Source organism: Streptomyces sp. PH10-H1 (assembly GCF_030063355.1).
GTDB lineage: Bacteria > Actinomycetota > Actinomycetes > Streptomycetales > Streptomycetaceae > Actinacidiphila.
On record NZ_JASISZ010000097.1, the window covers coordinates 1 to 25385 of the forward strand.

General features: G+C 68.5%; 28 protein-coding genes and 6 pseudogenes. 16 read left to right on the forward strand and 18 right to left on the reverse strand.

All coding sequences use genetic code 11. The features are described from left to right. Positions 1-644: 644 nt before the first annotated feature. A complete protein-coding gene (locus tag QMK24_RS36180; RefSeq protein ID WP_283471117.1) occupies positions 645-1058 on the reverse strand; it encodes an ATP-binding protein in 414 nt (137 codons plus the stop codon). 45 nt (positions 1059-1103) lie between these two features. On the opposite strand from QMK24_RS36180, the gene QMK24_RS36185 reads away from it, so the two are divergent. Together QMK24_RS36185 and QMK24_RS36190 are read left to right on the forward strand one after the other, a co-directional pair. Then, positions 1104-1400, forward strand: coding sequence for a transposase (locus tag QMK24_RS36185; RefSeq protein ID WP_283471118.1), 297 nt, complete (start codon positions 1104-1106; stop codon positions 1398-1400). After that, positions 1388-2134 (forward strand): DDE-type integrase/transposase/recombinase, encoded by a 747-nt coding sequence (locus QMK24_RS36190; RefSeq protein WP_283471119.1) that lies wholly within the window; start codon positions 1388-1390, stop codon positions 2132-2134. Before QMK24_RS36185 ends, QMK24_RS36190 begins: the two co-directional genes overlap by 13 nt. Positions 2135-2324: 190 nt before the next feature. Here the strand turns inward: QMK24_RS36190 and QMK24_RS36195 are convergent, their stop codons facing one another. From QMK24_RS36195 to QMK24_RS36225, 8 genes and pseudogenes are all read right to left on the reverse strand, one after another. Then, complete coding sequence (locus QMK24_RS36195; RefSeq protein WP_283471120.1) at positions 2325-2621, reverse strand: gluconate 2-dehydrogenase subunit 3 family protein; 297 nt, start codon at positions 2619-2621, stop codon at positions 2325-2327. A gap of 88 nt (positions 2622-2709) precedes the next feature. Further along, positions 2710-3180, reverse strand: a complete 471-nt coding sequence (locus tag QMK24_RS36200) for a hypothetical protein (RefSeq protein WP_283471121.1) — start codon at positions 3178-3180, stop codon at positions 2710-2712. A gap of 233 nt (positions 3181-3413) precedes the next feature. Next, positions 3414-4424, reverse strand: coding sequence for an SDR family oxidoreductase (locus QMK24_RS36205; protein ID WP_283471142.1), 1011 nt, complete (start codon positions 4422-4424; stop codon positions 3414-3416). 50 nt (positions 4425-4474) lie between these two features. Continuing rightward, positions 4475-4561: a hypothetical protein gene (locus QMK24_RS41610; protein ID WP_349307926.1), complete on the reverse strand. Its 87-nt coding sequence runs from the start codon at positions 4559-4561 to the stop codon at positions 4475-4477. A 152-nt stretch (positions 4562-4713) separates the two neighbouring features. After that, positions 4714-5886, reverse strand: a pseudogene (locus QMK24_RS36210) (trehalase-like domain-containing protein); the annotation flags it as partial. Positions 5887-6199: 313 nt separating this feature from the next. Then, entirely contained in the window at positions 6200-6349 is a 150-nt protein-coding gene (locus QMK24_RS36215) for a hypothetical protein (RefSeq protein WP_283471122.1), read from the reverse strand. A gap of 8 nt (positions 6350-6357) precedes the next feature. Then, on the reverse strand, positions 6358-6636 hold the full coding sequence (locus tag QMK24_RS36220) for a ferritin-like domain-containing protein (protein ID WP_283471123.1): 279 nt from the start codon (positions 6634-6636) through the stop codon (positions 6358-6360). Positions 6637-6950: 314 nt separating this feature from the next. Continuing rightward, positions 6951-7715, reverse strand: a complete 765-nt coding sequence (locus QMK24_RS36225; protein ID WP_283471124.1) for a nucleopolyhedrovirus P10 family protein — start codon at positions 7713-7715, stop codon at positions 6951-6953. A gap of 186 nt (positions 7716-7901) precedes the next feature. Between QMK24_RS36225 and QMK24_RS36230 the strand changes: the two genes are divergently transcribed. Genes QMK24_RS36230 through amaP form a run of 5 tightly spaced genes read left to right on the forward strand, consistent with a single transcriptional unit; the run spans position 7902 to position 10350 of the window. Beyond that, complete coding sequence (locus tag QMK24_RS36230; protein ID WP_283471125.1) at positions 7902-8390, forward strand: Asp23/Gls24 family envelope stress response protein; 489 nt, start codon at positions 7902-7904, stop codon at positions 8388-8390. A 37-nt stretch (positions 8391-8427) separates the two neighbouring features. Further along, positions 8428-8619 (forward strand): hypothetical protein, encoded by a 192-nt coding sequence (locus QMK24_RS36235; protein ID WP_283471127.1) that lies wholly within the window; start codon positions 8428-8430, stop codon positions 8617-8619. 3 nt (positions 8620-8622) lie between these two features. Further along, positions 8623-9057 carry an Asp23/Gls24 family envelope stress response protein gene (locus QMK24_RS36240; protein ID WP_283471128.1) on the forward strand — a complete coding sequence of 145 codons (435 nt, stop codon included), beginning with the start codon at positions 8623-8625 and terminating at the stop codon, positions 9055-9057. Continuing rightward, a complete protein-coding gene (locus QMK24_RS36245) occupies positions 9054-9746 on the forward strand; it encodes a DUF6286 domain-containing protein (RefSeq protein WP_283471129.1) in 693 nt (230 codons plus the stop codon). The genes QMK24_RS36240 and QMK24_RS36245 overlap by 4 nt, the downstream gene beginning before the upstream one ends. Positions 9747-9753: 7 nt before the next feature. Next, positions 9754-10350, forward strand: a complete 597-nt coding sequence (gene amaP / locus QMK24_RS36250; protein WP_283471130.1) for an alkaline shock response membrane anchor protein AmaP — start codon at positions 9754-9756, stop codon at positions 10348-10350. Between the two features lie 86 nt (positions 10351-10436). On the opposite strand, the gene QMK24_RS36255 is transcribed toward amaP, so the two are convergent. The 5 genes and pseudogenes from QMK24_RS36255 to QMK24_RS36275 all read right to left on the reverse strand — a co-directional run bounded on the left by QMK24_RS36255 (position 10437) and on the right by QMK24_RS36275 (position 12904). Next, positions 10437-10610 (reverse strand): CsbD family protein, encoded by a 174-nt coding sequence (locus QMK24_RS36255; RefSeq protein ID WP_283471131.1) that lies wholly within the window; start codon positions 10608-10610, stop codon positions 10437-10439. Between the two features lie 199 nt (positions 10611-10809). Further along, positions 10810-11244, reverse strand: coding sequence for a hypothetical protein (locus QMK24_RS36260; protein ID WP_283471132.1), 435 nt, complete (start codon positions 11242-11244; stop codon positions 10810-10812). Positions 11245-11319: 75 nt separating this feature from the next. Then, a pseudogene (locus QMK24_RS36265) lies at positions 11320-11868 on the reverse strand (hypothetical protein). Positions 11869-11999: 131 nt separating this feature from the next. Next, on the reverse strand, positions 12000-12155 hold the full coding sequence (locus QMK24_RS36270; RefSeq protein WP_283471133.1) for a DUF6131 family protein: 156 nt from the start codon (positions 12153-12155) through the stop codon (positions 12000-12002). A 239-nt stretch (positions 12156-12394) separates the two neighbouring features. Continuing rightward, positions 12395-12904, reverse strand: coding sequence for a hemerythrin domain-containing protein (locus QMK24_RS36275; RefSeq protein ID WP_283471134.1), 510 nt, complete (start codon positions 12902-12904; stop codon positions 12395-12397). A 601-nt stretch (positions 12905-13505) separates the two neighbouring features. Here QMK24_RS36275 and QMK24_RS36280 point away from each other — a divergent pair. The 3 genes from QMK24_RS36280 to QMK24_RS36290 are packed head-to-tail and all read left to right on the forward strand — an operon-like array spanning position 13506 to position 15496. After that, positions 13506-14189 (forward strand): HemK2/MTQ2 family protein methyltransferase, encoded by a 684-nt coding sequence (locus QMK24_RS36280; RefSeq protein ID WP_283471135.1) that lies wholly within the window; start codon positions 13506-13508, stop codon positions 14187-14189. Next, entirely contained in the window at positions 14173-14448 is a 276-nt protein-coding gene (locus tag QMK24_RS36285) for a CDGSH iron-sulfur domain-containing protein (RefSeq protein WP_283471136.1), read from the forward strand. The genes QMK24_RS36280 and QMK24_RS36285 overlap by 17 nt, the downstream gene beginning before the upstream one ends. Then, positions 14432-15496: an iron-containing redox enzyme family protein gene (locus tag QMK24_RS36290; RefSeq protein WP_502962655.1), complete on the forward strand. Its 1065-nt coding sequence runs from the start codon at positions 14432-14434 to the stop codon at positions 15494-15496. The genes QMK24_RS36285 and QMK24_RS36290 overlap by 17 nt, the downstream gene beginning before the upstream one ends. Here the strand turns inward: QMK24_RS36290 and QMK24_RS36295 are convergent. Both QMK24_RS36295 and QMK24_RS42095 read right to left on the reverse strand, forming a co-directional pair. Then, on the reverse strand, positions 15471-16745 hold the full coding sequence (locus QMK24_RS36295) for a preATP grasp domain-containing protein (protein WP_283471137.1): 1275 nt from the start codon (positions 16743-16745) through the stop codon (positions 15471-15473). The genes QMK24_RS36290 and QMK24_RS36295 overlap by 26 nt on opposite strands. Before the next feature lie 690 nt (positions 16746-17435). Further along, positions 17436-17639 (reverse strand): annotated as a pseudogene (locus QMK24_RS42095) (plasmid stabilization protein); the annotation flags it as partial. A 197-nt stretch (positions 17640-17836) separates the two neighbouring features. On the opposite strand from QMK24_RS42095, the pseudogene QMK24_RS42100 reads away from it, so the two are divergent. Continuing rightward, positions 17837-18502 (forward strand): annotated as a pseudogene (locus tag QMK24_RS42100) (ISL3 family transposase); the annotation flags it as partial. 16 nt (positions 18503-18518) lie between these two features. On the opposite strand, the pseudogene QMK24_RS36300 reads toward QMK24_RS42100, so the two are convergent. Beyond that, positions 18519-18992: pseudogene (locus QMK24_RS36300) on the reverse strand (class I SAM-dependent methyltransferase); the annotation flags it as partial. Positions 18993-19400: 408 nt separating this feature from the next. Here QMK24_RS36300 and QMK24_RS36305 point away from each other — a divergent pair. From QMK24_RS36305 to QMK24_RS36320, 4 genes are all read left to right on the forward strand, one after another. Continuing rightward, on the forward strand, positions 19401-20231 hold the full coding sequence (locus tag QMK24_RS36305; protein WP_283471138.1) for an aldo/keto reductase: 831 nt from the start codon (positions 19401-19403) through the stop codon (positions 20229-20231). A 38-nt stretch (positions 20232-20269) separates the two neighbouring features. Beyond that, positions 20270-20755 carry a flavin reductase family protein gene (locus QMK24_RS36310; protein ID WP_283471139.1) on the forward strand — a complete coding sequence of 162 codons (486 nt, stop codon included), beginning with the start codon at positions 20270-20272 and terminating at the stop codon, positions 20753-20755. Beyond that, a complete protein-coding gene (locus tag QMK24_RS36315) occupies positions 20752-21141 on the forward strand; it encodes a hypothetical protein (RefSeq protein WP_283471140.1) in 390 nt (129 codons plus the stop codon). The genes QMK24_RS36310 and QMK24_RS36315 overlap by 4 nt, the downstream gene beginning before the upstream one ends. A 369-nt stretch (positions 21142-21510) precedes the next feature. Then, entirely contained in the window at positions 21511-22305 is a 795-nt protein-coding gene (locus tag QMK24_RS36320) for a nucleotidyltransferase domain-containing protein (protein WP_283471141.1), read from the forward strand. A 29-nt stretch (positions 22306-22334) separates the two neighbouring features. Here the strand turns inward: QMK24_RS36320 and QMK24_RS36325 are convergent, their stop codons facing one another. Continuing rightward, complete coding sequence (locus tag QMK24_RS36325) at positions 22335-23009, reverse strand: recombinase family protein (protein ID WP_502962656.1); 675 nt, start codon at positions 23007-23009, stop codon at positions 22335-22337. 216 nt (positions 23010-23225) lie between these two features. On the opposite strand from QMK24_RS36325, the pseudogene QMK24_RS36330 reads away from it, so the two are divergent. Further along, positions 23226-24911 (forward strand): annotated as a pseudogene (locus QMK24_RS36330) (ISAzo13 family transposase). Positions 24912-25385: the final 474 nt, after the last annotated feature.

Consider the following 25385-nt stretch of genomic DNA (forward strand, 5'->3'; position numbering starts at 1 on the left):
CTGTCGAGCCCGCCTGGATGGGCGGATGGACAACCTGGCTCACCCCTGCCCAGAGCGCGGTCAGTGAGAATCTGCCAGCACGGGATGAGATCGCGTGAGAATCCGACAGCTTGAATGCGACAGGACATCCCGGCTCAATGATCGATCATCGCCGGCTCCCTGCTGGTGACAGTTGCCGCGACCAAGTGACAACTACCTCGACCAATCACATCGACGGAGGCATGCCGACCTTGGAGTGCCAACCACCGCGATCAGATGCCAACCAAGACGAAAAGTCGCACCGGTGTGCCGGGACGCGGTAGTTGGAACCGTCAGGCCGTGGTGACCTGGCGGTTCACTCCGCGCGGGACACGCATGTTAGAAGCAAATGGTCACGCTTCTTGCAACCTTCGCTGAATTGTCATCCTTGTTGGAATCAGTTCCGGGCAACCAGCACCCCGAGGGCCGGCGGGCGCTTTCCTGGAGGGCATGGAGTCGATCGAGAGCCCAGCCGCCTTGCCCAGAAGATCGATGCGACTTTTCGGGGTAGATGACACCGCGGTGCTGGGCTGAGCTGGGCCCCTGGTTGAGTCCATTCGCACTGCTTGACAACGGAAGGTCGTTCTTTGTTGCCACCTGCGCCTGTTTCGCGTGGCGGGTGGACCTCAACTCCTGACGGCCTCTGCGATCTGCGGGGCGGCCTGGGCGGGCGTGAGGTGCGTGGTGTCGACGACCTCGGCCTCGCCGCGTAGCCACGTGCGGGCCGCCTCGGTGTAGGGCTCAAGGTATTTGAGACGGAATGGGGAGGGGCCAAGAAGAGCGTCCCCCTCGATGCGCCCGCGGAGGGTGTCTTGGTCAGCATGGAGGACGAAGTGCCGTACCGGAATGGCATGTTGGGCGAGGCCCGCGCTGATCTCGCGCCAGTACTGCTCGACCAGGACAGTCATGGGCATCACCAGAGTGCCGCCGGTGTAGTCGCGTACGCGGCGGGCGGTCTCGACTACGAGCGGCCGCCACGGCGGCCAGTGCTGGAAGTTGTCCGTCGCGGGCAGCCCTGGCGTGATGTCCATGAGTGACATTCCCCCGATAGCGTGAGGACCTTGACTGCAGGGGAAGTTGGGGTCATGGCAGACAAGAGGCGGAAGTTCGACGCCGAGTTCCGCGAGGGGGCTGTGCGGATCGTGGCGGAGACCGGGCGGCCGATCGCGGTGGTCGCGAAGGAGCTGGGGATCAACGACATGACGCTGGCGAGCTGGGTGTCGCGGGCGAGGAGGGCCGGCGGGGACGGGACGCTGAGTGTGCCCGAGCGCGGGGAACTGGCCCGGCTGCGGCAGGAGGGCTCGTTGCTGAAGAAGGACAGCAAGGAGCTGGCGATGGAGCGCGATGTCATCAAACGCTGCGTGGTCCTGTGGGTGAAGTAGCTGAGGGGGACCCGGCGTTGCTCGTCGGGGTGATCAGCGATCAGCGGACCGTGCATGACATCCCGCACACGGTTGCCTGCCGCGCGCTCGGGGTGTCCGAGGCGTGGTTCTACAAGTGGCGCGGCGGCCCGGCCGTGCCCACGAAGCGCGAGGTCGGGAGGGTGCGGCTGGAGGAGAGGATCACGCACTTCTTCCGCGGGTCGGGTGACACCTACGGCTCGCCGAGGAGCACGCTGGACCTGTGGGCCGAGGGCTGGCAGGTCTCGGTGAACACGGTCGCCGAGGTCATGGCGGACCTGGGCCTGCAGGGCCGCAAGCCGCCGCGCCGGCGTCGCTCGCTGACCCGGCCGGGCAAGCGCCGAGCGGCCCCTGACCTGGTGCATCGACGGTTCGACGCGGTCGCGCCCGACGTGTTGTGGGCGGGCGACGTGACCGAGATCGAGACCGGCGAGGGTAAGCTCTGCCTCGCCACTGTCCTGGACCTGTTCTCGCGCCGCCTGCTGGGCTACGCGATGGGCACGCACCACGACGCCGCGCTGGTCGGGGCGTCGCTGAAGATGGCGGCCGCGACCCGCGGCGGCCAGGTCGACGGCGTGATCTTCCACAGCGACCGGGGAGCGAGTACACCAGCGAGGCGTACAACAACCTGTGCGACAGGCTGGGTGTGGTGCAGTCCATGGGGCGGGTGGGATCAGCCCTGGACAACGCCGCTGCCGAGTCGTTCAACTCGCTGATCAAGGTCGAGTACATCCACCGGCACCGCTTCGCCACCCGGGCCGAGACCGGCCCGGGGAAGCCGATCTTGCTCCACGCCCAGGGGCGGGCGTAGAACGCCGTGCACGCGTAGCGGGTCCACGGACTCCACACATGCCCGGCATGGAAGCCGTGCCAGTGACCGGAGCCCGCATCCTGCACGGCTTGGATCTACCGCGCCTGGTGCTCCGGCGAGCAGGTCGCGAAGGTGCCGCCGAATCGCGCGACCGCGTCCGTGTCCAGCGCGGCCAGTGACACCCGCCACGCCTGACCGTCCTCCGGCATGTCCTGGTAGCGCCAGCCGTCGGTCTGCTGTTCGGCCAGCCGGGCATCGATCAGGCTCACCACCGTAACCTTCGGCTCATCGTGCTGGTCGAGAAGTTGATCGCACAGTGCGGTCGCGGTCGCCTGTTCCTGCGGCGTGAAGAACCGCACTGCGGATGGCGCGGCGAGTCGGGACAGGACCACACCCGCCGTTACCGGATCCAGTGCGCCGCTTGGCCGACCACGTCGAAGTCGGGAAACCGGCCGCCCCGCGCAGCGCTCGCGGGGCCGCTCATTCTTCCCGCCGCAGGACCGCCGCGAGCAGACCCATCCCGCCGACCATGGTCACCAGCAGCGGGGCGAACAGGGGTGGGCCCATCTCCAGGTTGTAGCGGGCGTTCGACCAGTCACCGGGCTTCTGCGCGATCCCCCGCGCGTGCAGATAGGTACCCTGCAGCCCGTTGACCACGATGGCCGCGGATGCCAACGGCAACGCGGTCTTGGCCATCCGGCGGCAGACGAACCCTGCCACACCAGCGACCGCACCCACCGGGCCGAGTACCACCGGCAGCCACATCATCTTGTTGCCGAAACTCGCCGAGTCATGCTCGAAGTAGATCTCCGCCGCCGTAACCAAGGCCCCGGCCGCCGTCAACGCCGACAGGCTGCGTTCGAACCGCCCGGTCTCGATATTGCCCGCCATCCGGTCGATGCCCCGCATCGCCCGGTCCGGCACGCCCGGCACCTCAGGAACGGCATCCATGCGCCACCTCTCCGCTCATCCGCCGAGCCCAGCTCTCCGCCGCGGACATCGCTACCGTCGACGGGCCTGATCCCGTTCTCCCGGTCGGTCGGCGATCCCTCGCCGCGCCCAGCGCCTACCCGCCGAAAAATCGGCTACGCACCGGCGAGCCTATGAGCGTCGGGTACGACGCGCGCTGGGCGCCGACGATCGTCGGGCTTCCCGACGTCAGGCCCGCGTGGCCGGCAGGTCGCTTACCGCCGTGCCCGAACGCCGACCAGCGCAGCGGTGAGGAGCGCGGCCGCACCGACGGCGAGTACCCCATGATGCTCGGACGCCCACAGCTGGGCGCTGCGGTCCTTGGACCGAGCGTCGAAACTGCCGTGCGCGGTGTAGTCACGGCCATCCGCCCCGTCGGCAGGCAGCCACAGATTCGTCGGATGGTTCTTCGGTAGCGGCCGGTCGACCTGCTGCGAGGAGAAGCCGGTCCTGGCCAGGTATCGGTCCAGCAGGCCCGGCGCGACCGCGTTCGCGATCAGGGTCGCCGCCGTGCTGCCGCCAACCCAGTACTCCCTGCGCCGCGGATAGTCGGCCGCGTACAGGATGCCGCGGGCGGCCACTTCCGGCTGGTAGATCGGGGGCACTGGTTGCGCGGCTTTGGGGAGCCGGGACAGTACCCAGTCGAACTGCGGGGTGTTCACCGCCGGCATCTGGACCATGGTCACGTGCACGTTGCTCTTGTTGTGCAGCAACTCGCAACGCAGCGCCTCATGAAACCCCTGGATGGCGTGCTTGGAGCCGCAGTACGCGGTCTGCAACGGAATCCCCCGGTAGGCCAGCGCTGAACCCACCTGCACGATCGTCCCGGCATCGCGGGGCAGCATCCGCTTCAGTGCGGCCATGGTGGCGTAGACGTAGCCGAGATAGTTGACCTCTGTGACCCGCTTGTACTCCTCGGGCGTGATGTCGTGGAACTGCGCGAACACCGAGGTGAACGCCACATTGACCCACACGTCGATAGGGCCGAACGTCTCCTCTGTCGTGGCAGCGGCGGCCTCGACCTGCTCGGGGTCGGCGACGTCCACGGGCAACCGCAGCGCCTGGCCGCCGGCCCGCTCGACGTCACGCGCCGCTCCTGCCAGGCCGGCCTCGCCGCGCGCGATCAGGGCGACCTTCGCCCCGCGGGCGCCGAACGCCTGCGCGGTCGCCCGTCCGATGCCGCCACTGGCGCCGGTCACCACAACCACTTGTCCTGCCTGTTTCATGCTCACGCTGACCTCCGTGTCGTTGTCCGGTTGTGGCGCCGCACTGTTCGTCAGTGCTGTGGCGAGAGTTCGGCCAGCCGCCGCGCGGTCTCCAGCAGCAGGGCGTGGACGAAGGCCTGGGGCAGGTTGCCGCGCATCTGACGTTGCGTAACGTCGTACTCTTCGGCGAGCAGACCCGGTGTTCCGCAGGCGGCCCGGTTGCGTTCGAACCACCGGTTCGCCTCGACTCCCGGCCCTGTTGATGCAGGGCAAGGCTGGTCATGAAACCGCACAGCAGGAACGCGCCCTCCGCGACGCCAAGGGGCCGCTCGTCGTGCCGGAACCGGTACGCGAAGCCGTCCTGGCCGAGCTCCTCCATGATCGCGGCGAGAGTCGTCACGGTCCGCGGGTCCTGTGGCGACAGCGCGCCGCGGATCGCCGGGATCAGCAGCGCGGAATCGACCCGCTCGTCGCCGGGGGAACGCTGCCAGCGCCCGGTGGCATGCAGACAGTCCCCGGCGACATCGGCCAGCACGGCGTCGGCCAGGCCGCTCCATGCGGCGCCCTGAGCGGCTGGGGCATGGGTGGCGATGGCCCGCAGACCAGCCAGCGGATACGCCCCGCACGCGGCAACGGCCTGCCCGGCGTAGCACTGGTCGCGGATCCAGGCGTACCGGTAGTCATAGTTGCGGCCCTGCTCGGCGCGCTCCGGCAAGCACATCGTGGCCCCCGCGACCATCCCGCCGCCGACGCTGGTGAGCCCTTGGAGCACGGTGTAGGCGTGCAGGGCGTCCCCATCGGCGATCGTGCCCGCGATATCCGGGACGGCCTGGCGCCACCCCGCCGCCGTCGCAGACCACAACCGTTCGGGCTCCGCAAGGTCCTGTCCGAGCGGCTGATCGGAGATCTCCAGCACGAGGTCGTGGTAGCGGCCGCTGGGCACCGTGATGATCCCCTCCAGGCAGCCGTTATGCCGAGCAACAGCTGTTCCCGCCCCGGACCAGCGCAGATACAGCGGTCCGCAGCGAGCGGTCCACACCCCGCCTTCCTGGGACAGTCGGCTCATCCGGTGATGACCGAAACCTGCCCTCGGGTCCAGCACCACCCGCACCTGCGCATCGCCGTCGCTGGCCACGACGCGTCGCAGCACTACAGCGGTGTGCGGGTCACCCGGAAAGGCCAGCGCTTCCCGGCACTCCAGCATTTGGGAATTGGTGACCCAGCGGCTGCACCAGATCAGCGTTCCGGCCTCGTAGGAACCACCCCACACAAACCGCCGCGCAGTGGGGGTGACGGCATACGTGCCAGCGCCTCCGATCAAAGTGGAGAACACCGCGTCGGAATCCCACCGCGGCACGCACATCCACGCGAAGTCCCCACGCGGACCCACCGGGATCCCGCGCTCGCCATCCGCGATCAACGCATAGTCCCGCAGGACGTGGAGCGGGAACTCCGCAGCTGGGTCCAGCTTCGCATCTGCCATGGCGCTCTCCGTTCCTCGTTTCCCGGAGCCTGGGCACAGGACGGCGGATCAGCGCCGACCGCGCCTGCCGAGACTGGTGCCGACCACGACATCCCACCTCGGGCAGGGCAATTTTCTCGCAAACCCGGAATTCGTGCTGGTTGGGTACGCCGCTCCCCAGCGAAGGGGTCCACCGGCCCTGGGCCGGCATCCCGCTTGCCACGCCGTCCCTCATCGTCCGACCCCTACGCCGTGCGGGGTGGCAGCCCTCCACGAGCACGCTCGTTGAACAGCGAACCCGCCGCGCCGCACCGCCCAGGTCCGCTACCGGTCCTTACCGGTCCTTCGGAATCCGTTCCAGCAGGCCCCGTAGATCGCCTGCGTGCTCTTCCTCCTGTGCCAGTAGTTCCTCGAACACGCGACGTGTCGTGGGGTCCTTGTCGCCGAGCCACGCGGCGATCTCGGTGTAGGACGCGATGGCCACGCGTTCGGCTACCAGGTCCTCCGTGATGTTTCGATGAGGTCCAGGCTCGCGTCGTAGGGGGTGTGCGACCTGCCGCTCAGGGTCTCGGGATCGAAGTCGGGTTCACCGCCCAATTGGGCGATCCGCTGCGCGAGCTTGTCCGCGTGGATCTGCTCTTCCTGGGCGTGCTCCAGGAACTCGGCCGCTACAGGCTCCGAGTACAGGCCGGTCGCGGTGTCGCTACGGATCGGACGAGCAGGCCACGCGAACGCACAGGAACGTCCTCCACGCGATCTTGCAGGGCACATCGGGACGAGCCTGGCCACCTACATCCCTGGAGCCCAGAAGGAGTTGGGGTTGGCCCCGGCGCTGCCCGTCAGGGAGGGCCTTTGTACCGTTTAGCGGCGAGAATTGGGCAGTCGTTGTGGAGAACGCAGTAGCGGGCCGGCGCCTTCGGTGCCGGGTCGAACTCTCCGCACAGAAGAGGAAACAGATGTACATAGGTATCGGTATGGTCGTCCTGATCGTCATTATTGTGGCTGTTGTCATGTTCATGCGACGGCGCTGACTCCCCTGGCTTCCGTGGGGTGGCGGGGTGCTGGCGCTACCCCTGCAGCGCGTCTCAGCCTGGAGCTCCCCGCTGGCCGGGCTCGACGGCCGTTACGAGGACCGCAACGGTGACTGGCCCGGGGGCACCGCCCGCTGCGGCAATGGCTACCACTGCCCGTACTGCGCGGGCAACGTCCAGGGCACGGTGGGCGGCTGCGACCGATAGCTGGACCTGGACGTGCCGTCTCGGGGGATCGTCGCTGTCCTCAACCGTGATCGGGTGGGCGAGCCTGCCGAGCGCGGCGGCCAGGTGGGCCACCCCGGGCACGGCCGCTGCCGCACCGGCCAGGCCGTCGCCCCACTCCTCTGCCTCCACCGGGCCCGGCACGGGGTCCTCGAGGTCGGCGGCGTGATCCACCGGGAGTTCGGCTGTGGGCCCGTGGCCCTCCAGCAAGCCCGTGACATGCAGGTCGACTTCCGCCGCGTCCAGGCCGAGGCGTGTCTCGGCTGCGGCGAGCAGTGCCTGGCGCAGGCATTCGGCGGTATCGGGCAGCGGCTGCCGCATCGAGGCCGAGAACGCGGCAATGATGCGAAGTGGACCGGGCGGCAGTGCGCTCGCGGGCGCCGGGACAACTGGTTCGGGCGTGGTGTCCGGGTCGGCGAGGGCGACCCGGAGGCTGTCCAGATGGATGCCGGGCACTTTGCGGGCGGCCCGCTGCAGTACCCGGGTCGCCGCGTGTTCGGTGATCCAGGCCGCGTCCTCGGGGGCGCCCAATGGGAGCAGTCGGCCCAGGCCGATCTGCTGCCGTACGGACTGGGCCCATCCGTCAGACTCCACCGCTCCTCAACTCCTGACTGCCGTGCTCCGTCCAGCCTCTGCCGTAACCGGCTGGTGCTGACGTCTGCGCGCTCGAAAGCGGGATCCCCTGCGTGCCGCAGCCCTGAAGCGGTACGGGCAAATCATACGTAGTGTGGAGGAAAGTTAGTTGCAGGCTGCTTCTCTTCTCGGAAGGGATGACCGGCGATGACCGATACAGAAGGGCCGAACCGGCCCGAGACCGCGCATTCGAAGTCCGTGGGCGAGCGTGGCAGGAAGACCGTCGGGGGAGGTCACGGAAGCGATTCGGGCTCGCGAGGCAGTACGACGATCGCCGACGGCGTGGTGGCGAAGATCGCCGGGATGGCGGCCCGGGATGTACCCGGCGTCCACACGATGGGTGGTGGGTTCGCCCGTGGCATGGGGACCATGCGGGATCGCGTGCCCGGTGCCGGCGCCAAGTCCGTCACCAGCGGGGTCAAGGTCGAGGTCGGCGACGTCCAGACCGCGGTTGACCTGGAGATCGTCGTTGAGTACGGCGTTTCGATCATCGATGTTGCGGGCGATGTCCGGGAGAACGTGATCACTGCCATCGAGCGGATGACCGGCCTGGAAGTCATCGAGGTCAACATCGCGGTCAGTGATGTGAAGCTGCCTGACGAGGAAGAGGAACAGGCAGAGTCGCGGGTCGAGTAGCGCCGGGCAGGCCCGGGTCGCAGCGAAGGAGCGCACGATGAGCATGGCCATGGTCGGCCTGATCGCCGGGATGGCGCTGGGCTTCGCCGGATACTTCGGCGGCTTCGGCGCGTTCCTGCTGGTGGCGGTGCTTGGCGCCATCGGGTTCGTTGCCGGGCGGTTTGCCGACGGTGACTGGGAGCTCGGCGACTTCTTCCACACCCGCGAGCACGGCGACCGGCGGTGGTGACCGGTGGCACCGGCCGAGGCCGCCGCTGGGGCGCTACCCGCGGGCGCCCGGGGCGCGACCCGTATCGCCGATCGGGTGGTCGCGAAGATCGCCTCACACGCCGCACGGGAGGCGCTACGCGCCTTCCCCGAGGCCGTCCCGCAGGTCCCGGCCGGGCACACGGCGCCGCACGCGACGGTGTCGGTCCGCCGGGCCACCGAGCGCACTGCGGCCGAGCGGGCCGCCGGGCAGGGCGCCCCCCTGGGCGAGGCACGAGTGCGGGTCGCCGTTGAGCTGGGTTACCCCAGCGACATCGGTGCACAGTGCGGGGCGGTGCGGCGCACCGTGACCGAACGGGTCACAACGTTGGCCGGTATGGATGTGCGCGAAGTCGCTGTGGCGGTTGCGCGGCTTCACTCCGCGCACACGCGAGCGTCGGGGGAGGGCACAGTGCGATGAGAGAAACCGAGCCAGAATCGATCACTCAGCCCTTGGCGACCGAAGGCGACCTTCCCTCCGGCCCGGAGCAGTCCGCCTCCGGCGCGTCACACACCTACCAAGCGGACGCGACGGCGGTGGACGGGGACGGCCGGCCCGTGCACCGGTTCTGGTCCGCACGGCGGGTGGCCGCCGGGATCGTCGCGCTGCTCGCAGCCGCGGCCACCGGACTCCTGCTGTATGACGTGGCCGCCGTACGGGCCGACCGGCCGGCGATGCGCTGGCGGCGAAGACTCGCCGACGAACTGGCCACCCGGCACCTCGACGACACCTGGATGATCGCCGGCGCCGCCGTGGCGATGGCTATCGGTCTGTGGCTGATCGCGCTCGCCGCGACTCCCGGACTGCGATCACTCCTGCCGATGCGGCCGCCCACCGGGGACCCGGGCGCCGCGCACATACGCGCCGGGCTGGGGCGCTCCGCGGCGGCTCTGGTGCTCCGCGACCGGGCCATGGAGGTGCCAGGTGTGCAATCGGTACGCGTCGACGTCAGCCGTCGCCAGGTCAACGCCCAGGCGCGGGCGCACTTCCGCGACATCGACGAGGTGCGGGCCGACCTGGACGCGGCGCTGACCGACGGCGTGCGGCAGCTCGGGCTCGCCCGGCAGCCTGTGCTGTTCGTGCACGTCCGACGCCCAAAGAAGGGGTGACCTTCGGATGCTCAAGACCGTCAACCGGGTGCTGCTGGCACTGGCCGGACTCGGGCTGTTCGCGCTTGGGGGCGGGGTGCTGCTCGGCGGTCTTGACCTCCAGCGGCGCTGGAACTTCTCCACGCCCAGCTGGTGGCCCTTCACCGGACCTGACGACGTGGTCCTCGGGACGCAGGGGCGCACGCGTTTCCGCGACAACGGATGGTGGTGGCCGGTCGTCTTCGCCGTCCTCGGATCGCTGCTCCTGCTCCTGCTGTGGTGGCTGCTGGCACAGCTGCACAGGCGTCGCCTTCGCGAGGTCCTCGTCGACAGCGGAGACGGGGGAGGGGCCCGGTTGCGGGGGCATGCACTCGAACACGTCATGGCGGCTGAGGCCGAGGCACTGGAGGGAGTGTCACGGGCCCATGTCCGGCTGACGGGGCGACGCACGGCGCCCGAAGCGCACGTGCAACTCGTGCTGGAGGCGCACGCGAAACCCGCGGCCACACTGACGCTGCTGACCGGGGAGACGCTGGGACACGCACGGACCTCCGCCGGCCTGGAACGGCTCCCGGCCAAGATCCGGCTTCAGAAGAAACGACACCGGGCACAACGAGTGACCTGACGGACCGCGGCCTACACGGGCGGGCGGCCACAAGATCGGCACGCTGGAATCGGTCTACGTGGACGCCGCCACCGACCAGCCCGCGGTCAGTGTTTGAAGGCGTCCTTGACCTTCGTTCCGGCCTGTTTGGTGTTGCCCTTGACCTGGTCACCGCGGCCTTCGGCCCGGAGACGCCGACTACCAGTGACGCGGCCGACGGCCTTTTTGGCACCACCTTTGACTGCTTCGGCCTTGTGCGCGATCTTCTTGCCGATACTCATAGTTGGCGACCTTTCGTGAGTCACCGGCGCGCAGTGGCGCCGGGTGCGACCTGCTCCGGCGACTGTCGTCTGGGCCGCCCCCGCCGCCGCCCCGGGGCGAACCATTCCGGCCATTCCGGCGCGGGCCGACCGCGGTGTCCACGTGAGCGGTCTCGCGGTGGTCGGTGAGGGCCGCTCTGCGAGCCGGCGGTGGTGGTGGTTACGTGCTGAGCAGGCGGTTGAAGAACGAGCGGTAGCGCTGAAGCGCGACGCGCAAATCTTCAGTGACGACCTCCTCTCCCCGGCCCCACTGGCCCTCGAGTCCGGCCGCGCGGACGGCATCCTGCGGATCGTCGACGAAGTCGGTCTGGATCGCCTGCCACCTGGAACCGAATCCCTCGGCTTCCTCGGGCCCGAGGAGCGGCTCCTCCTCCACGGTGGCCGCAGAAGACTCGGGCATGTCCTCTGCCTGCCCGGTGGCCGTGGCCTCGCCGGGGAACACAGGCGGCTCGTCCGGTGCAGATGCGGCTCCGGTACCTGCTTCGAGGTCTTCCCGAGGACGGGCGAGATCCTCGGTAGTGAGGCGGTCTTCACCGCTCAGGCCGCCGTAGCTGCCCACTCCCTGGCCTTCGCGTCCCTTGTCTTCGCGCTGCATAGTTTTCTCACCTGGTCCGAATACGGTCCGGCGGGCGCTTGCTTCCTTGCCCGTGCGGTACGCGCGAGCCGGGGCTCACGTGTGCTGCTCGCCCGGCCGCTCGCCGTTGGTGAGCAGGTCGTCAAACAGGTGGCGATAGTGCACCATCGCACCCCTCAGTTCCTCGGTGGTCGCCTTCCGGCCGGTCCGCGTGTGGTCCGCGTGGGCGGCGCGGTAGTGCTCCGGCGTGCTCCCGTGTTCGACCGACAGGTCCTTCAGCTGCTGCTCGTATCCCTCGGTCAGGTAGCCGCGTTCCCTCATGAGCCTGGTCACCAGTTGGTCCGCCTCGCCGACGGCTTCATCAGGCGTGTCCAGGAAGCGCGCCTGAACACTGGTCCAGTCCTGGGCGTACTACTGCCGGGTCGTCGACGGGAGTGGCTTGATCTCAAGGTCGTCATGCCGCTGCTCCCGGGCGCGCAAGTCACGCTCAGCGGCCATTCGGCTGTCCCCGGCCTCAACGGGGCGCTCGTATTCTGGCCCGAAGCGTTCCCTCAGGTGCCGGCGGCGGATCATCATCCACAAGCCGATCGCGAGGGCGATCAGCACGACCGCGACGATGATCGCAATGAGGATTCCTGTGGATATCGAGGTCCTCCAGTTGATGCCGACGTTCGGATCCCCGTAGCTGGCGGCTGCCTCATGAGCCATGCACCAACGCAGCCGTCCGTCTCCCGTTCAGCGCACGGAGTTTCGCCTGCGCCCGGGTGTCGCACCCGTTACCAGTAGTGCCGCCGCCCGCGAACCGCGTGGCCGATGGAGCCCAGGATCCACAAAATCAATCCGATGACGACCAAGATGATCCCGATAGTCCACACGATGGAGATACTGGCCACGAACCCGATGACGAGCAGAATTACTCCGAAAACGATCACGGTGTCTCCGATCTCGCACGAATGCTCTCCCCTTCACTGTGACTCTCAGTTGACCCCGCGGCAACCGCTCGCCCCGGCCGACTGGGACGCCGTGTCCGGGTCGCCCATGCCCCCATGGACAGACTGGCGGACCGGCTGGGAGACGAGCGCTCTCATGGCGGCCGCGGACCTGGCTGATGCCGAAGCCAGTCCCTGGCCGGAGCCCCGGTGATCATGTGAGCCTGCAGGCCAGAGCCCTGTCAGGACCCCAGCCCGCTGCGAAGGCATCGAAGCCGGGTGCGGGGGTGGATCTTGTCGGCACGCAACAGGTGCTGGCCCATCTCCTGCAGTTCCTCATCTGTGCAATGGGCGCGCACTGTCGGGAACTCCTCGGCCTCCTCGTGCTCGGCGTGGGCGAGGACGGATTTCTCGAACTGTGCGAACGCCGCATCGAACTGGGGACTCGTCGTGTCCATCTTCTCCAGGCCGGCCAGAGCCTTGTCGGCTTCCTTCTCTTCCTGGTTGCGCGCATCGGCGATCTTCTCGCCGACCACCTCCGCCGACACCGGACGAAGCACTGTCTGTTCGCCTGTCTCATGTGCCGTCAGCAGCGCCCGCAGTTCGCCGAAGGCCTCCTGCCTGTCTTGACCTGCGGTTGCCTTCATCCGTGCGAACAGGCCCTTGACACGCGCGTGCTGACCGAGAAGAACCGCGATCACATGCGGGTCCGGCACTTTCGCGTCCGGGCCGGTTACTCGCTCCGTGCTCATCGTGGAACCTCCAAGGGATGCGAACTCGTACTGCGGCGCGTACCCGTGCCCGACTTCGCCACGCGGGCGCACAACGCATCGCATCGCGGTGCGTTGCGGCGTGGGATCTCCGGTCGTCGTTCCCCGGACCGTGCGCGCACTGCACGCAGTACGCGCCAGCCGCCACTGTTTACGCGGAGTTGCCGGCAACCGTCTGGTGGCCGGCTGAGTCGCACGACGTATGCGCAGCGCTTCCGCTCAACCCTCCGGCGAATGACTCCGGCCGAACTCCCGCCGCACCACATACGCGACGGCACGCGCTACTGGAAGTGCGGATTCGTCACGGGCTCCCGTGCCATTCGAGCACGAAGGAGATATGGCCGACGGCGTGTATGCGCAAGTCGGGGGCAGGAGCCGAATCGATGACGAGGGGAAGCGTCCGTGAGCGGCTCCGGCCCCGGCTGCGACTGCGCTGTCGCGGGTCGGTGTGCGGAGCAGATCACGCCGTTGGAGCGCGTCATCACCAGAGTGGCGGTATGCCACGGCAGGGCGGAGGCTGGATGAGGGAGAGCATGACGATCGGGCATGGGCTTGACGCGAACATGAGTGACGGAGGTGCTCGATGACGACCGCTACCGCGCTCCTGCCGGATCTGGGCGACCTGTGGAGATTGCCCGGCGTGTACGCGCCGCAGGCCGACACCTACCTTCTCGCTCAGGCTCTCGCGCAAGAAGCCGTCACCGCGGACACGGAGGTGCTCGACGTCGGCACCGGCAGCGGCGCCCTCGCTCTGCTCGCCGCGCGGATGGGGGCCAGGGTGTCAGCGACCGATATTTCCTGGCGCGCGGTCGCCGCCGCCCGCGTCAACGCTGTCCGGAGCCGGCAGCGCATCACGGTGCGCCGCGGTGACCTGGCGGCGCCACTTCGTGGCCGCTCCTTCGACCTCGTCGTGAGCAATCCGCCCTACGTGCCCGCGCCAGGGTCATTCCTGCGCACGCGGGGTGCTGCCCGCGCCTGGGACGCCGGTGTTGACGGCCGGCAGATCGTGGACCGGGTGTGCGCCCGCGCGCCCGCACTGCTGGCGTCCCGCGGGGCTCTGCTGATGGTGCACTCAGGGCTGTGCGGCATTGAGCCCACTCTCCAGCGTCTGTCCGAGGCGGGCCTTCGGGGCACGGTCATCGACCGCGCGTACGTCCCCTTCGGGCCGGTTCTCCACTCGCGGCTGCCCTGGCTCCGCGCGCAGGGCCTGGTCGAACCGGGCGAGGACAAGGAAGAGCTGGTGGTCATCCGTGCCGAACGCTCCTGATCATCCACGACGCGTCACCATCCACCAGGAGGGCCCCATTCTGGTCGAAGGGCCCGTGGAAGTAGTCATGGACGACGGCACGGTCCGTTCCTCGGACCGATTCGTCGTCGCCATCTGCACCTGCCGACGCAGTCGCACCTTCCCGTGGTGCGACACCAGCCATCGGCGGCGCACCAGGAATTCTCCATCCGATCGCTCGCCCGCGCACGAGATGAGCCAGGACGACCAGAGTGGGAACGACGATGATGACAACCACTGAGAGCCGGCGCACCGGCCCCTTGCTCCCGCAGCCGCGCGGCCTCCTGTCGGTCGGCGTCCTGTCGGCCCTGCGCGACGGACGACAGCCCCTGCCCCTGCACGGAGACGTGGCACAGGCCGAGCCGTACGGCGATGACCTGCACCTCGCCTTGTATCTGCTCTACGAACTGCACTACCGCGGCTTCCACGGGGTGGACGACGACCGCGAGTGGGATGCCCGTCTGCTGCACCTTCGCCAAGCGCTCGAAAACCGCTTCCTCACCGCCCTCCGCGCGGACAGCCTGGCCGGACGCAGCGTCGAGGAAGTCTTCGACGAGCTCCTCGTGGAATCCACCGACCACGCCAACAGCGTCAGCCACTACCTCCAGCACGAGGGGGAGTTGTGGCAGATCCGTGAGTACGCGGCGCTTCGCTCCCTGTATCACCTCAAGGAGGCAGACCCGCACGTCTGGGTCATCCCGCGGCTACAGGGGCGGGCCAAGGCCGCAATGGTCGCCGTTGAGTACGACGAGTTCGGTGCCGGACGGGCGGAGAACGTCCATGCGCAGCTCTTCGCCGACTTGATGCACGACCTGCAACTGAACGCCACGTACGGCCACTACCTCGACGCGGCACCCGCCGAGGTGCTCGCCACGGTCAACGTCATGTCCTTGTTCGGCCTCCACCGCGCTCTGCGCGGCGCGCTCGTCGGTCACTTCGCCTGCGTCGAGGTGACCTCGTCGCCCGGCTCATTCAGGCTCGCCAGAGCCATACGGCGCACCGGAGCGGGGCCGGCCGCCGAACGTTTCTACGCCGAGCATGTCGAGGCGGATGCCGTGCACGAACAAGTGGTGCGCCGTGACGTCGTTGGCGGGCTGCTCGCCGACGAGCCCGGTCTGGCAGCCGATGTCGCTTTCGGGGCCGACGCCACCACATTTCTCGAGGAACGCCTAAGTGCGTTTGTCCTTCACGCCTGGCGGCGGAACAGCTCCGCCCTGCGTGCCCCACTCCTCCTCGTGCCCCAAGCAGAAGACGCACCGGACATCACTGGAAGTGGAGGACGCTGGTGAGCGCCGCTTCCAGCTCGGTAACGTGTTCCTGGTCGGCTCCGATGGCCGCGTACCGCCAGCTGACGCCGTCGGAGGGGCTGTCGGCGTACAGCACGATCCCCGCGCCACGTGTGCGGTCGTAGGCGAGTCCCGCATCGCGCAGCATGGTGAGGGCTTGCGGGAAGGTGTAGCGGCTTTTTGCGGAGCGTTTGCCGATCAGCCACGCCAAGGCGGTCTGCTGCCTGGGGTGAGTGAGCCGGGTGACCATGGCGTGGGGCGTGGTGGTGGCGGTGCGCCGCACATTACTTTCGGTCGCGTACAACGTTCCGTCGCCGGCCAGGACGGCATCAATGTCGTACGGGCCGAGATATCCGCGGGCTGCCAGATGCCGCCCCAGGCCCAGCCCCCACTGCTCCAGCTCCTTGACCGTGGCGTCCGCGACATCAGTGAGCGGGCAGCGGTATCCGGTGAAGGACCCTCCGGAGGTGCGCATCTCACCGCTGAACACCACCCGCGGGCCGCCGGCCTCTGCCAGGAACTGGGCGCTGATGGACCGCGTGTGCGCGACGAACTCCTCCACCACCCACAGGCCACCCGCATCAGGTTCAGGCGCAACCGGCGCATCGTGGCGGGAGACGAACCGGATACCGTGCCCCGCTGCCGAACGGTCCGGCTTGATCACCACGGGCCCGTGGCGGTCCAGTAGCTCCCTGACGGTGTACGGGAGTTCGCCGCCCCGGCAGACCCGGCCCAGCGGGAGCCGCATGCCGAGCTCGTCCGCGACACCCCGGAACCCTGCTTTGGTGTTGAGTAGGGCGGTCACCCGCAAGGCATCCGGGTCGGAGAATTGCGTGCCGCAGCCGTAGGGAACGACCGGAATACCGAGGTCGGCAGCGAGGTCAAGAGTGGGGCCGTCCAGCGCTGTGGGCAGCAGGCGTGTCAGGGGATGCCGCGCGGCGAGGCCACGCAGCGAGCCGAACAGAGGGCTTCGCCGGACGCTTTCGCCCATCGGCAGACCCGGGACGTCCGGGACCGAGACGACATCGACGGAGGCGCGCTCCACGCCCAGCAGCGAGCAGGCGTACTCAAGGAAGGGGTCGGACAGCGGGACCGGGGTGACGAGGACGTCGCCCGGGCGGGCCAGCCAAATCTCCCGGGGCGCCTGCGTCGCCCACTGCTGAAGCACCTCACGTTCCGTCAGGTCCACGGCCATCGCGGAGGCGAAGTTGGCGAGGATGATCACGGGCGCGTCGTCGTGCTCCAAAGGCATGGCGCAGGCATTCCCTTACTCAGTGGTCCGAAACCGCTCCGATATCTGCTGGCGCCGCGCTTTCGACCGGCGGGAGCGGAAGCAACGGATCCGGCAGTGCGATCCAGACCAGGGATCCAAAGAGTGCGCCACACCACCCCGCCCACGGCGTACGGATGGACGCCTCGTACCCGCCGCCGCTGTGAGCAGTGCTGACCGGTCAGGAGCCCACGGGTCGGCTGGGGCGTCGACTCTGTCCGGGATGGCCGGTCGCTACCGTAAGGATGATGGGGGCTCGGCACGTCCGGGCTTCCCGGCTTCGCCCTGCAATCGGCCGCCGACCGCCCGTCCAGCGGCGTCCCGGTGGAGGCCACACCAGCGGGTAGAGGAAAAGATATGGCCGCATGCCGAACGCCGTATCTCATCCGTCTTCCCCCGGTCTTCGAGACCCCCGACCTGCCTGGCGCCGTCATCCCGCTGCCGGAGCGCCGCGCGCGCGGCTAAGACCGCACAGAGCATCTCGGCGGCGCCGACCGGAGGCCCCTTCCGGTCGGCACCGCCATGTTTGCATCCAGCCGGATAGTCCAAAGCGGTAGCGGCCGTAAGGGGCAACGCGTCGACACTCCTTCGCTGGCCGGGCTGTGGGATATGGCGCGTTCCCGGGCCAGACGCGGCGCCCACCCCGCACGGGCCCAGGACCGCCATCCGCAGTCAGCTGCCAAGGGCTTTGACGAGCTGCTGCTTGTTCATCGACGAGCGGCCCTCCGCCATCACGCTTTCTGGCCTCGGCGTACAGCTGGTCCTTGGTCGGCCCTGGGATCCGCTGCGGGAACGCTCGCCGGCCTGCTGGGAGGCTGAGTTGGGGTCCCGGGTGGAGGTCTTGCTCACCGTCTTGGACTCCCCGGAGCGTGCTCGTGTGAGCGATCATGAAATTCGGCTCTGGCGACGATCACGTGATGTTGCCTGTTCAGCGTGACCTGGCGCGGTGCGCTGCGCGGGGTCCGGGAGGATGACCGGCGTGCCTATCTCCGAGTATTGACGTGCTGTTACCCCATCTGACAGCGGTCTGCGTCGACCGGGTCGAGTCCGATGGGTTGTCGGTGACGCTCTTCGTGCGGTCGTCCGCACAGGTCGCAGGGTGTTGGGGGTGCGGGGCGCGATCGTCCCGGGTTCACGGGCGCTACCGTCGGACGCTGGCGGACGCGCCGTCGGCCGGTCGCTGGACGAAGGTCGTGGTGACGGTGCGCCGCTTCAAGTGCGACAACCACGCGTGCGTGCTGTCGACGTTCAGCGAGCAGGTCCCGGGCCTGACAACGCCGTTCGCGCGGCGGACACCGGTACTGACCGATGCCCTGGTCCCGATCGCACTCGCGCTGGCCGGCCGGGCCGGTGCGCGACTGGCCACGACGCTGGGCATGCCGTGCGGCCGGGACCTGCTTGTCAAGATGATCCGCGCGCAGCCAGCACCCGAGGTCCCGGCGGTGACGGTACTGGGGGTCGACGACTTCGCGATCCGTCGCCGTCACTCCTACAACACGATCCTGATCGACATGGCCACGCACCGGCCGATCGACGTCCTGCCGGATTGCGAGGCTGCCACGCTGGCCGCATGGCTGGTCGAGCACCCGGGTGTCGAGGTCGTGTGTCGTGATCGCGGAGGCGCGTATGCCGAGGGCGCTCGCACCGGCGCCCCGGACGCCATCCAGGTGGCAGATCGCTTTCAGTTGTGGCAAAACCTGTGCGAAGCGGTCGGTAAGACCGTGAACTCCCACTACCACTGCCTGCGCGTCCAGGCCGAGCTGGCTCGGGTGCGTCGGTCGCGAAGAACGAGACCAGGAGCAGGCCACCTGGTGCCAGGACACGCGCCTGCTCGGCGAGCAGCGCGGGTAGCTCCCCAGGAGGGGTGTGGATCATCGAGTAGTGGGCCAGCGCGCCGCCGAGCGCGCCGTCCTGAACTGGAAGGGCCTCCATTCGCGCCTCGTCGAACTGCAGCGCCGGATGGGCCCGCCGGGCGTGGTCGACCATGGCTGGGGAGAGGTCGAGCCCGAAGGCATCCAGCCCCAGGTCGTGCAGCAAGGCCGTCAGATGTCCGGGCCCGCAACCGAGGTCGGCCACCCGCGGGTTCCCCGTCCCGCGCACCAACTCGGCGAAGGTGCCGACCATGGCCCGCGCGAACGGCTGCGCCTCCAGTCGATCGGCGAACATCGACGCATACAGCTCGACGATCCCGTCGTAGGCCGCCCTGGTCTCATCCTGGTGCTCCGCCACGGGAAAGAAGTTAACACCCACCGCGCCAGGTCACGCTGAACAGGCAACATCACGTGAGCGTCGCCAGAGCAGGATTACGTGATCGTTCACAGCTCGCTCCTTGTACACCGTCCGTACGGCGATTTTCTTCGTCCGGCCGGCGGACGCACCGCACTTCTGCCCGCTCCACTACCCGGGGTCCTGGGGGGAGCAAATCTGGCAGCTATGCCGATCAATGGGCTGATTCGACCTGCCGGGCCCGATCGCCGGGTAGCGGATCCTTCATGGAGCGCTGACCGCGTCTCTACGGTAGGGCCCGCATGCGGTGGCGTTCGCGCCGCGCGAGACTGAGACGTGCTGGGCTTGTCTGTCTCGACTCCAGTGTCTGACAGCGCACCGCACAGCGCACTTCGAGCAGAAGGACGGCCCATGAGCTCTCGCACCGTTCCCGACATCACCTTGAACGATCGCGTGAAGATCCCCCAGCTCGGTTTCGGCGTCTTCCAGGTCCCTGAGGACGAGACGGCTCGGACGGTCAGCCATGCGCTGGAGGCGGGGTACCGCAGCATCGACACCGCGGCCGCCTATGGAAACGAGGCGGGGGTCGGCCGGGCGATCGCCGAATCCGGGCTGCCGCGTGAGGACCTCTTCATCACCACCAAGTTGTGGAACGACGACCAGGGCTATGACGCGACCTTGTCGGCCTTCGACACCAGCACGGGCAAGCTCGGACTGGACTACGTGGACCTGTACCTCATCCACTGGCCCACCCCGGCGCGCGACCGCTACCTCGACACCTGGCGGGCCTTCGAGAAGCTGCAGGCCGAGGGTCGGATCCGCGCGATCGGCGTGTCCAACTTCCAACCGGCTCACCTGCAACGGCTGCTCGACGAGAGCGGTACCACGCCCGCCGTGAACCAGATCGAGCTGCACCCGCAGCTCCAGCAGGCGGAGCTGCGCGCATTCCACGCCCAGCACGGCATCGCCACTGAGGCGTGGAGCCCTCTCGCGCAGGGCGGCGTGCTCGACCACCCCACCGTTACGTCCCTGGCCGAGCAGCGCGGCAAGTCCGCGGCCCAGGTGATCCTGCGCTGGCACCTGCAGCTGACGAACATCGTCATCCCGAAGTCGGTGACACCCGAGCGCATCCGCCAGAACATCGACATCTTCGACTTCCAGCTGACCGAGGACGACATGAACGCGATCAGCGAGCTGGACGAGGGTAAGCGCACCGGACCGGATCCCGACACCTTCAACTGACCCCGCACGTGGGCGAAGGCGGACCATCAGGGAGTGTCATGGTGGATATGGATCGGTTCACCGATCTGCTGGACTACCCGATGTACGTGGTGACCACAGCGGCTGACGGGGAGCGCTCGGGTTGTCTCGTCGGGTTCGCCTCGCAGTGCTCGCTGGACCCGCCACGGTTCGTTGTGTGGTTGTCTAAGGCCAACCACACCTACCCCGTTGCCGAGCGGGCCACGTTTCTGGCTGTGCACCTGCTGGGGTCCGACCAGAAGGACATTGCCGGGCTGTTCGGCGGTGAGACCGGCGACCAGGTCGACAAGTTCAGCCAAGTCCGATGGAGTCCCGGCCGTGACGGCATTCCGATTCTCATGGACGTGGCCGCTTGGTTCCTCGGTCGTATCGGGCAGCGGGCGGACTGGGGCGATCACGTCGGGTTTCTCCTCAGCCCCGTCGACAGCGACGCCATGTCGCTGCCGCGAGGCTCCCCGCTCCGCTTGAGCGACGTCCTCGACGTGGACCCTGGGCACCCAGCATGAGCCGCAGGGGCCGGTGGCCGTCCGAACTCTCCTCCACCCTCGGCGAGGTCCTGCTCTTCCTCGCCCGCACCGCCGACAACACCCGCCATGCCCGCGATGCGATCGGCCTGCTCGCCACCGCCGCCGACCGCCGTGCCGAACACCGGGTACGCTCCCGCGCCTTCGATGCCATCGCCCTGGCCCGGGCCCAGCTGTTCACCGGGCAGTTCGAGGCGGCCCACGCCACCGCTGAACACGCCGTGGCCGTCGGGACCAGACTGGACTCCGCCCGCGTACGCCGCCGCTACCGCTACCGCTACCGCTACCTCGCTCGCGAAGCCGCCGTTCACCCCACCGTGCCCCACGCCCGCGAAATCCACGAGCTGCTGACCACAGGCCGACCATAGCCCCCACGCCCCAGCTGCAACCCAGCCTCGGGGCCGTCCGTGGACACCCTACGCAGCAGGCGGTGACCCTTCGAGCCCACGCTCGTCGTCGACGGCAGCGGCAGGGCATCGTGTCGTCTGCCACGACAACGTCAGTCGATCTGCCACGAGAGGTGTCAGTGGGATGGACGCGGTGAGGGCCGTGCCGTCGGGCTCCCTGTTTCCACGTCCATTGCGCGGTACCGCGCAGTGGGGAGTGTCAGTGATCCCGGGCTGCTGACGGACCTGGCACCCGGGGGCAGTCCGGCGGGGCCGCAGGCTAATCCGTAGGGACAACTATCGACGGCATGGTACGTTCGAAGATTTTGTTCCCACGGGAAGGAAAGCCATATGGACGCCCCCTCTCTCCACAGTCAATTCCTCAGAGACGTGCTCCCGAGGATTCAGCAAGATCCGAGAGTGGCCGGTGTTGCCGTCGCGGGGTCGATCGCGGTGGGACGTCCCGACATCTACTCTGACGTAGATCTGATCGTGGTCATTGACGATGAGGCATTCGACTCGGTCATGATGGAGCGTCTCTCACTGATCGGCTCGTGGGCCGACCTCGTGGCAGGGTTCACCGGTGAGCACGTCTGCGAACCCCGCCTGATCGTCACTCTCGTCGGGCCGCCTCTCCTCCATGTTGACTTCAAGTTCGTGCGCGCCTCCGACTTCGCCGAGCGCGTCGAGGACCCGGAAGTGCTGTGGGACCGGGGCGGCGACCTGGCCCGCTCGCTCGCGGATCATCCGCTGGCCGCCCAGTCGCTCGACCTCCAGTGGATCGAGGACCGTTTCTGGATCTGGGTGCACTACGGCGCAACGAAACTCGGACGTGGCGAGCTCCTCGAGGTCATCGGGTTCCTTAGCTACCTGCGCGAGACCGTGCTGGGTCCGCTGGCCGCTCAACGAGTAGGTGCCTCACCCCGCGGCGTCCGCCACCTCGAAACCATCGCACCGGACGAGGCACGCGATCTTCGCGCGACCCTCTGCGGTTACGACCTGCACGACGCTCGGCGGGCTGTCCTCGCCAGCGTCGAGCTCTACCGGCGGTGGCTTGACGACGCCGGAACGGCGATCGAACGCCGCCACCACGCCGAAAGGCTCGCCGTGCAGTATCTCCACGACGTTATCGGCCGGGCGAGCTGACCAGAGGCTCCCCGGCTGTGGCTGCGCGATTACCGGTCGCCCCCGTCGAGCTGGGCGGGCACCCGGGAGCCGCGGATCTCCTTGAGGTCGGGAATGTGGTTGTAGAGGGTGCCCACCGAGACGCCGAGGATCTTGGCGATCGTCTCGACGCTGTTCTCCGGGTTGGGCAGCATGTCGCGGGCGGCGCGCAGGAGGTTGTTGTTGACGACGGTGGGCCGGCCGCCGACGCGGCCGCGGGCCCGCGCGGCAGCCAGGCCCTCGTTCGTGCCCTGCACGATCAGCTCCCGGATGAACTCGGCCAAGGCCGCGAACTCGTGGAAGATCAGGCGGCCGCCGGAGGTGGTGGTGTCGATCCGCTCGTGCAGCGAGGTGAAGCCGATCCCGCGTTCGCGCAGGGCGGCGACCATCTTCACCAGGTTCTGGAGCGATCGGCCGTAGCGGTCCAGGTTCGGAACGACGAGGGTGTCCCCGGACTGGAGGAAAGCGTGGCACGCCTTCAGCTCCGGGCGCTGGTCGTTCTTGCCGGACTTCTTGTCCGCGAAGATGCGCCGGCACTTTGCCGCGGTGAGGGCGTCGAGCTGCCGGTCGAGTCTCTGCCCGCCGGTGGACACCCGGGCGTAGCCGATGCGGATCTCGGTCGGGTGGAGCGGGAAGGCGACGAGGAGGTCGTCGTCGGCGCCGAGCGCGTCGGTCAGGGTCGTCACCGGGCCAGTGTGCCGTCATCAAACCACCCGACGCTGTCACTCCCGACTCGGACAGCGCGGCCCGCTCGCCTACGAACTGCGCTCGTGAGAACACCAACTACGCTGGTGCCAGTCGCATAAGCCGTCCAAGGTTCGGGGTCAAGCCCCAAGGCCGGGTAGTTAGGGCCTGCCGCAGATCAAAGCGTTGCTTCGCGTTCTGGACCTCGTTGTTGTGGTATGGGCATATCTGTGGAGATCGAGGCGTCGCTGACGGCGAAGTTCGAGGCGCTGTTCCCGCACCTGGACGAACGGCAGCGCCGTCTGACAGCCGGGGCTGAGGCGCGATCGTTAGGGCATGGCGGGATCCGAGTGGTGGCTCGGGCTGCGGGAATGCGCGAGGGCACCGTCTCGCGCGGGGTGGACGAGCTGGATTCGGCGGTGGAGCTGACCGGTCGGGTCCGCCGGCCCGGCGGCGGCCGCACGAAGCTGACCGACCTGGACCCGGAACTGATCCCCGCGCTGCTGGCGCTGGTCGAGCCAGACATGCGCGGGGACCCGATGTCACCGCTGCGCTGGACGACGAAGTCGACCAGGAACCTGTCCCGGGAACTGACCGCGTCCGGCCACCGGTGTTCGGCCGACACGGTCGCCGGTCTGCTGCACGCCCAGGGCTTCAGCCTGCAGGGCAACGCCAAGACGATCGAGGGCAAACAGAGCCCCGACCGGGACGCACAGTTCCGCTCCATCAACGAGCAGGTCAAAGCCTTCCAAGCAGTCGGTGACCCGGTGGTGTCGGTGGACACGAAAAAGAAGGAGTTGATCGGCGAGTAACGCAACGCCGGGGCCGAGTGGGCCCTGGCCGGGCGGCCGGTCCCGGTGCGCACCCACGACTTCCCCGACGGGACGTTGGGCAAGGCGATTCCCTACGGGGTCTACGACGTGTCGGCGAACACCGGCTAGGTCAACGTGGGGACCGACCACGACACCGCCGCGTTTGCCGTAGAGTCCCTGCGCCGCTGGTGGACCGCGATCGGCCGGGACACCTATCCGCAGGCCCCACGGCTGCTGATCACCTGTGACGCCGGCGGGTCCAACGGCTACCGGCGCAGGTCCTTCAAGACCGAACTGGCAGCCTTCGCCGAACAGACCGGCCTGGCCGTCACCGTCTGCACACTCCCGCCGGGCACATCGAAGTGGAACCGCATCGAGCACCGACTCTTCGCCCACATCAGCATGAACTGGCGCGGACGGCCGCTGACCAGCCACGAGGTCGTGCTGAACTGCATCGCCGCGACCACCACGCGCACCGGGCTGACAGTCGCCGCGGCACTGGACACCAACAGCTACCCGACCGGTATCACGATCGGCGATGCCCAGATGGCCGCCCTGCCGCTGGACCGCCACGACTGGCACGGGGACTGGAACTACACGTTGCGCCCGGAGCCGTTCGCCCGCATCGAGGACGCCCCTGACCCGTTCGACGCGCCCAGCCCCGATCTGGCCTGGCTGGCCCACCCCGCGGTCACCGGCCTGGACCCCGAAGCGTGGGCCCAGCTCATCGACCGGCTCCTGGTCCTGCACCACGGACAACGAGAGACCAAACTCGACAAACGCCGAGGCCAACGACCACGCATCAAAGGCGACGGCACTACCGGCCGCCGCCCGATCCTCACCCTGCCCGACCGTCTGCCGGCCGTCATGCTCTATCAACGCCTAGCCCTGCCACAAGTCGCCATCGCCGACCTGTTCGGTGTCACGGCCGAGACCGTCAACCGCCGCATCCGCGACCTGCGCCAGCTCCTGGAAGACGACAGAACCACCATCCCACCAGCCCGAACACGCCTACGAACCCTCGAAGACCTCCACAGCTACACCGACCGAAAAGGCGTCACCCGCCACACCGAGATCAAACCAGCGTGTTGATTACCAGCAGGCCCTAACTACCCGGCCTTGGGTCAAGCCCTGACCACGCCCGGAAGCCGGCCGCTGGTGGGATGCCAGCTGACGCACGGGCGCCGCCCGTAGGGCTACGGATGATGCGGTCGGGTCTGGCAGGAAAGGGCGAAACCGCCAGGCCCGACCGGATCTCGATGTCGCACCCCATGAACGAGCCACTGCCGGTCCACGACACGGGCGGCGCCACCACCGGCAACCCGCATTCACCCGGATGGCCCCCCGCCAGCGTCCCGGGACTACGGGCGCGTGATGCGGGCACTCGTTCGGCGTAACGCCCGTGACCTGCGGCCAAGCAGGCCCGTTGGTGAAGTCAGCGCCGTGACCCTGCGGCGGACTCAACCCTCCCAAGGAGACTTTCGATGTCCCGTATTGCCAAGGCAGCCGCCATCACCGCCGCCGCCGGCGCCATCCTGGCCACCGGCGCCGGCATCGCCGCCGCCG

Coding starts and splice junctions, on each gene's coding strand:
- QMK24_RS36180 (WP_283471117.1), bottom strand. CDS start 1,058: ATGTCACTCATGGACATCACGCCAGGGCTGCCCGCGACGGACAACTTC.
- QMK24_RS36185 (WP_283471118.1), top strand. CDS start 1,104: ATGGCAGACAAGAGGCGGAAGTTCGACGCCGAGTTCCGCGAGGGGGCT.
- QMK24_RS36200 (WP_283471121.1), bottom strand. CDS start 3,180: ATGGATGCCGTTCCTGAGGTGCCGGGCGTGCCGGACCGGGCGATGCGG.
- QMK24_RS36205 (WP_283471142.1), bottom strand. CDS start 4,424: ATGAAACAGGCAGGACAAGTGGTTGTGGTGACCGGCGCCAGTGGCGGC.
- QMK24_RS41610 (WP_349307926.1), bottom strand. CDS start 4,561: ATGCGCGGCAACCTGCCCCAGGCCTTCGTCCACGCCCTGCTGCTGGAG.
- QMK24_RS36220 (WP_283471123.1), bottom strand. CDS start 6,636: ATGTGCCCTGCAAGATCGCGTGGAGGACGTTCCTGTGCGTTCGCGTGG.
- QMK24_RS36230 (WP_283471125.1), top strand. CDS start 7,902: ATGACCGATACAGAAGGGCCGAACCGGCCCGAGACCGCGCATTCGAAG.
- QMK24_RS36235 (WP_283471127.1), top strand. CDS start 8,428: ATGAGCATGGCCATGGTCGGCCTGATCGCCGGGATGGCGCTGGGCTTC.
- QMK24_RS36245 (WP_283471129.1), top strand. CDS start 9,054: ATGAGAGAAACCGAGCCAGAATCGATCACTCAGCCCTTGGCGACCGAA.
- amaP (WP_283471130.1), top strand. CDS start 9,754: ATGCTCAAGACCGTCAACCGGGTGCTGCTGGCACTGGCCGGACTCGGG.
- QMK24_RS36255 (WP_283471131.1), bottom strand. CDS start 10,610: ATGAGTATCGGCAAGAAGATCGCGCACAAGGCCGAAGCAGTCAAAGGT.
- QMK24_RS36260 (WP_283471132.1), bottom strand. CDS start 11,244: ATGCAGCGCGAAGACAAGGGACGCGAAGGCCAGGGAGTGGGCAGCTAC.
- QMK24_RS36275 (WP_283471134.1), bottom strand. CDS start 12,904: ATGAGCACGGAGCGAGTAACCGGCCCGGACGCGAAAGTGCCGGACCCG.
- QMK24_RS36280 (WP_283471135.1), top strand. CDS start 13,506: ATGACGACCGCTACCGCGCTCCTGCCGGATCTGGGCGACCTGTGGAGA.
- QMK24_RS36290 (WP_502962655.1), top strand. CDS start 14,432: ATGATGACAACCACTGAGAGCCGGCGCACCGGCCCCTTGCTCCCGCAG.
- QMK24_RS36295 (WP_283471137.1), bottom strand. CDS start 16,745: ATGCCTTTGGAGCACGACGACGCGCCCGTGATCATCCTCGCCAACTTC.
- QMK24_RS36305 (WP_283471138.1), top strand. CDS start 19,401: ATGAGCTCTCGCACCGTTCCCGACATCACCTTGAACGATCGCGTGAAG.
- QMK24_RS36310 (WP_283471139.1), top strand. CDS start 20,270: ATGGTGGATATGGATCGGTTCACCGATCTGCTGGACTACCCGATGTAC.
- QMK24_RS36315 (WP_283471140.1), top strand. CDS start 20,752: ATGAGCCGCAGGGGCCGGTGGCCGTCCGAACTCTCCTCCACCCTCGGC.
- QMK24_RS36320 (WP_283471141.1), top strand. CDS start 21,511: ATGGACGCCCCCTCTCTCCACAGTCAATTCCTCAGAGACGTGCTCCCG.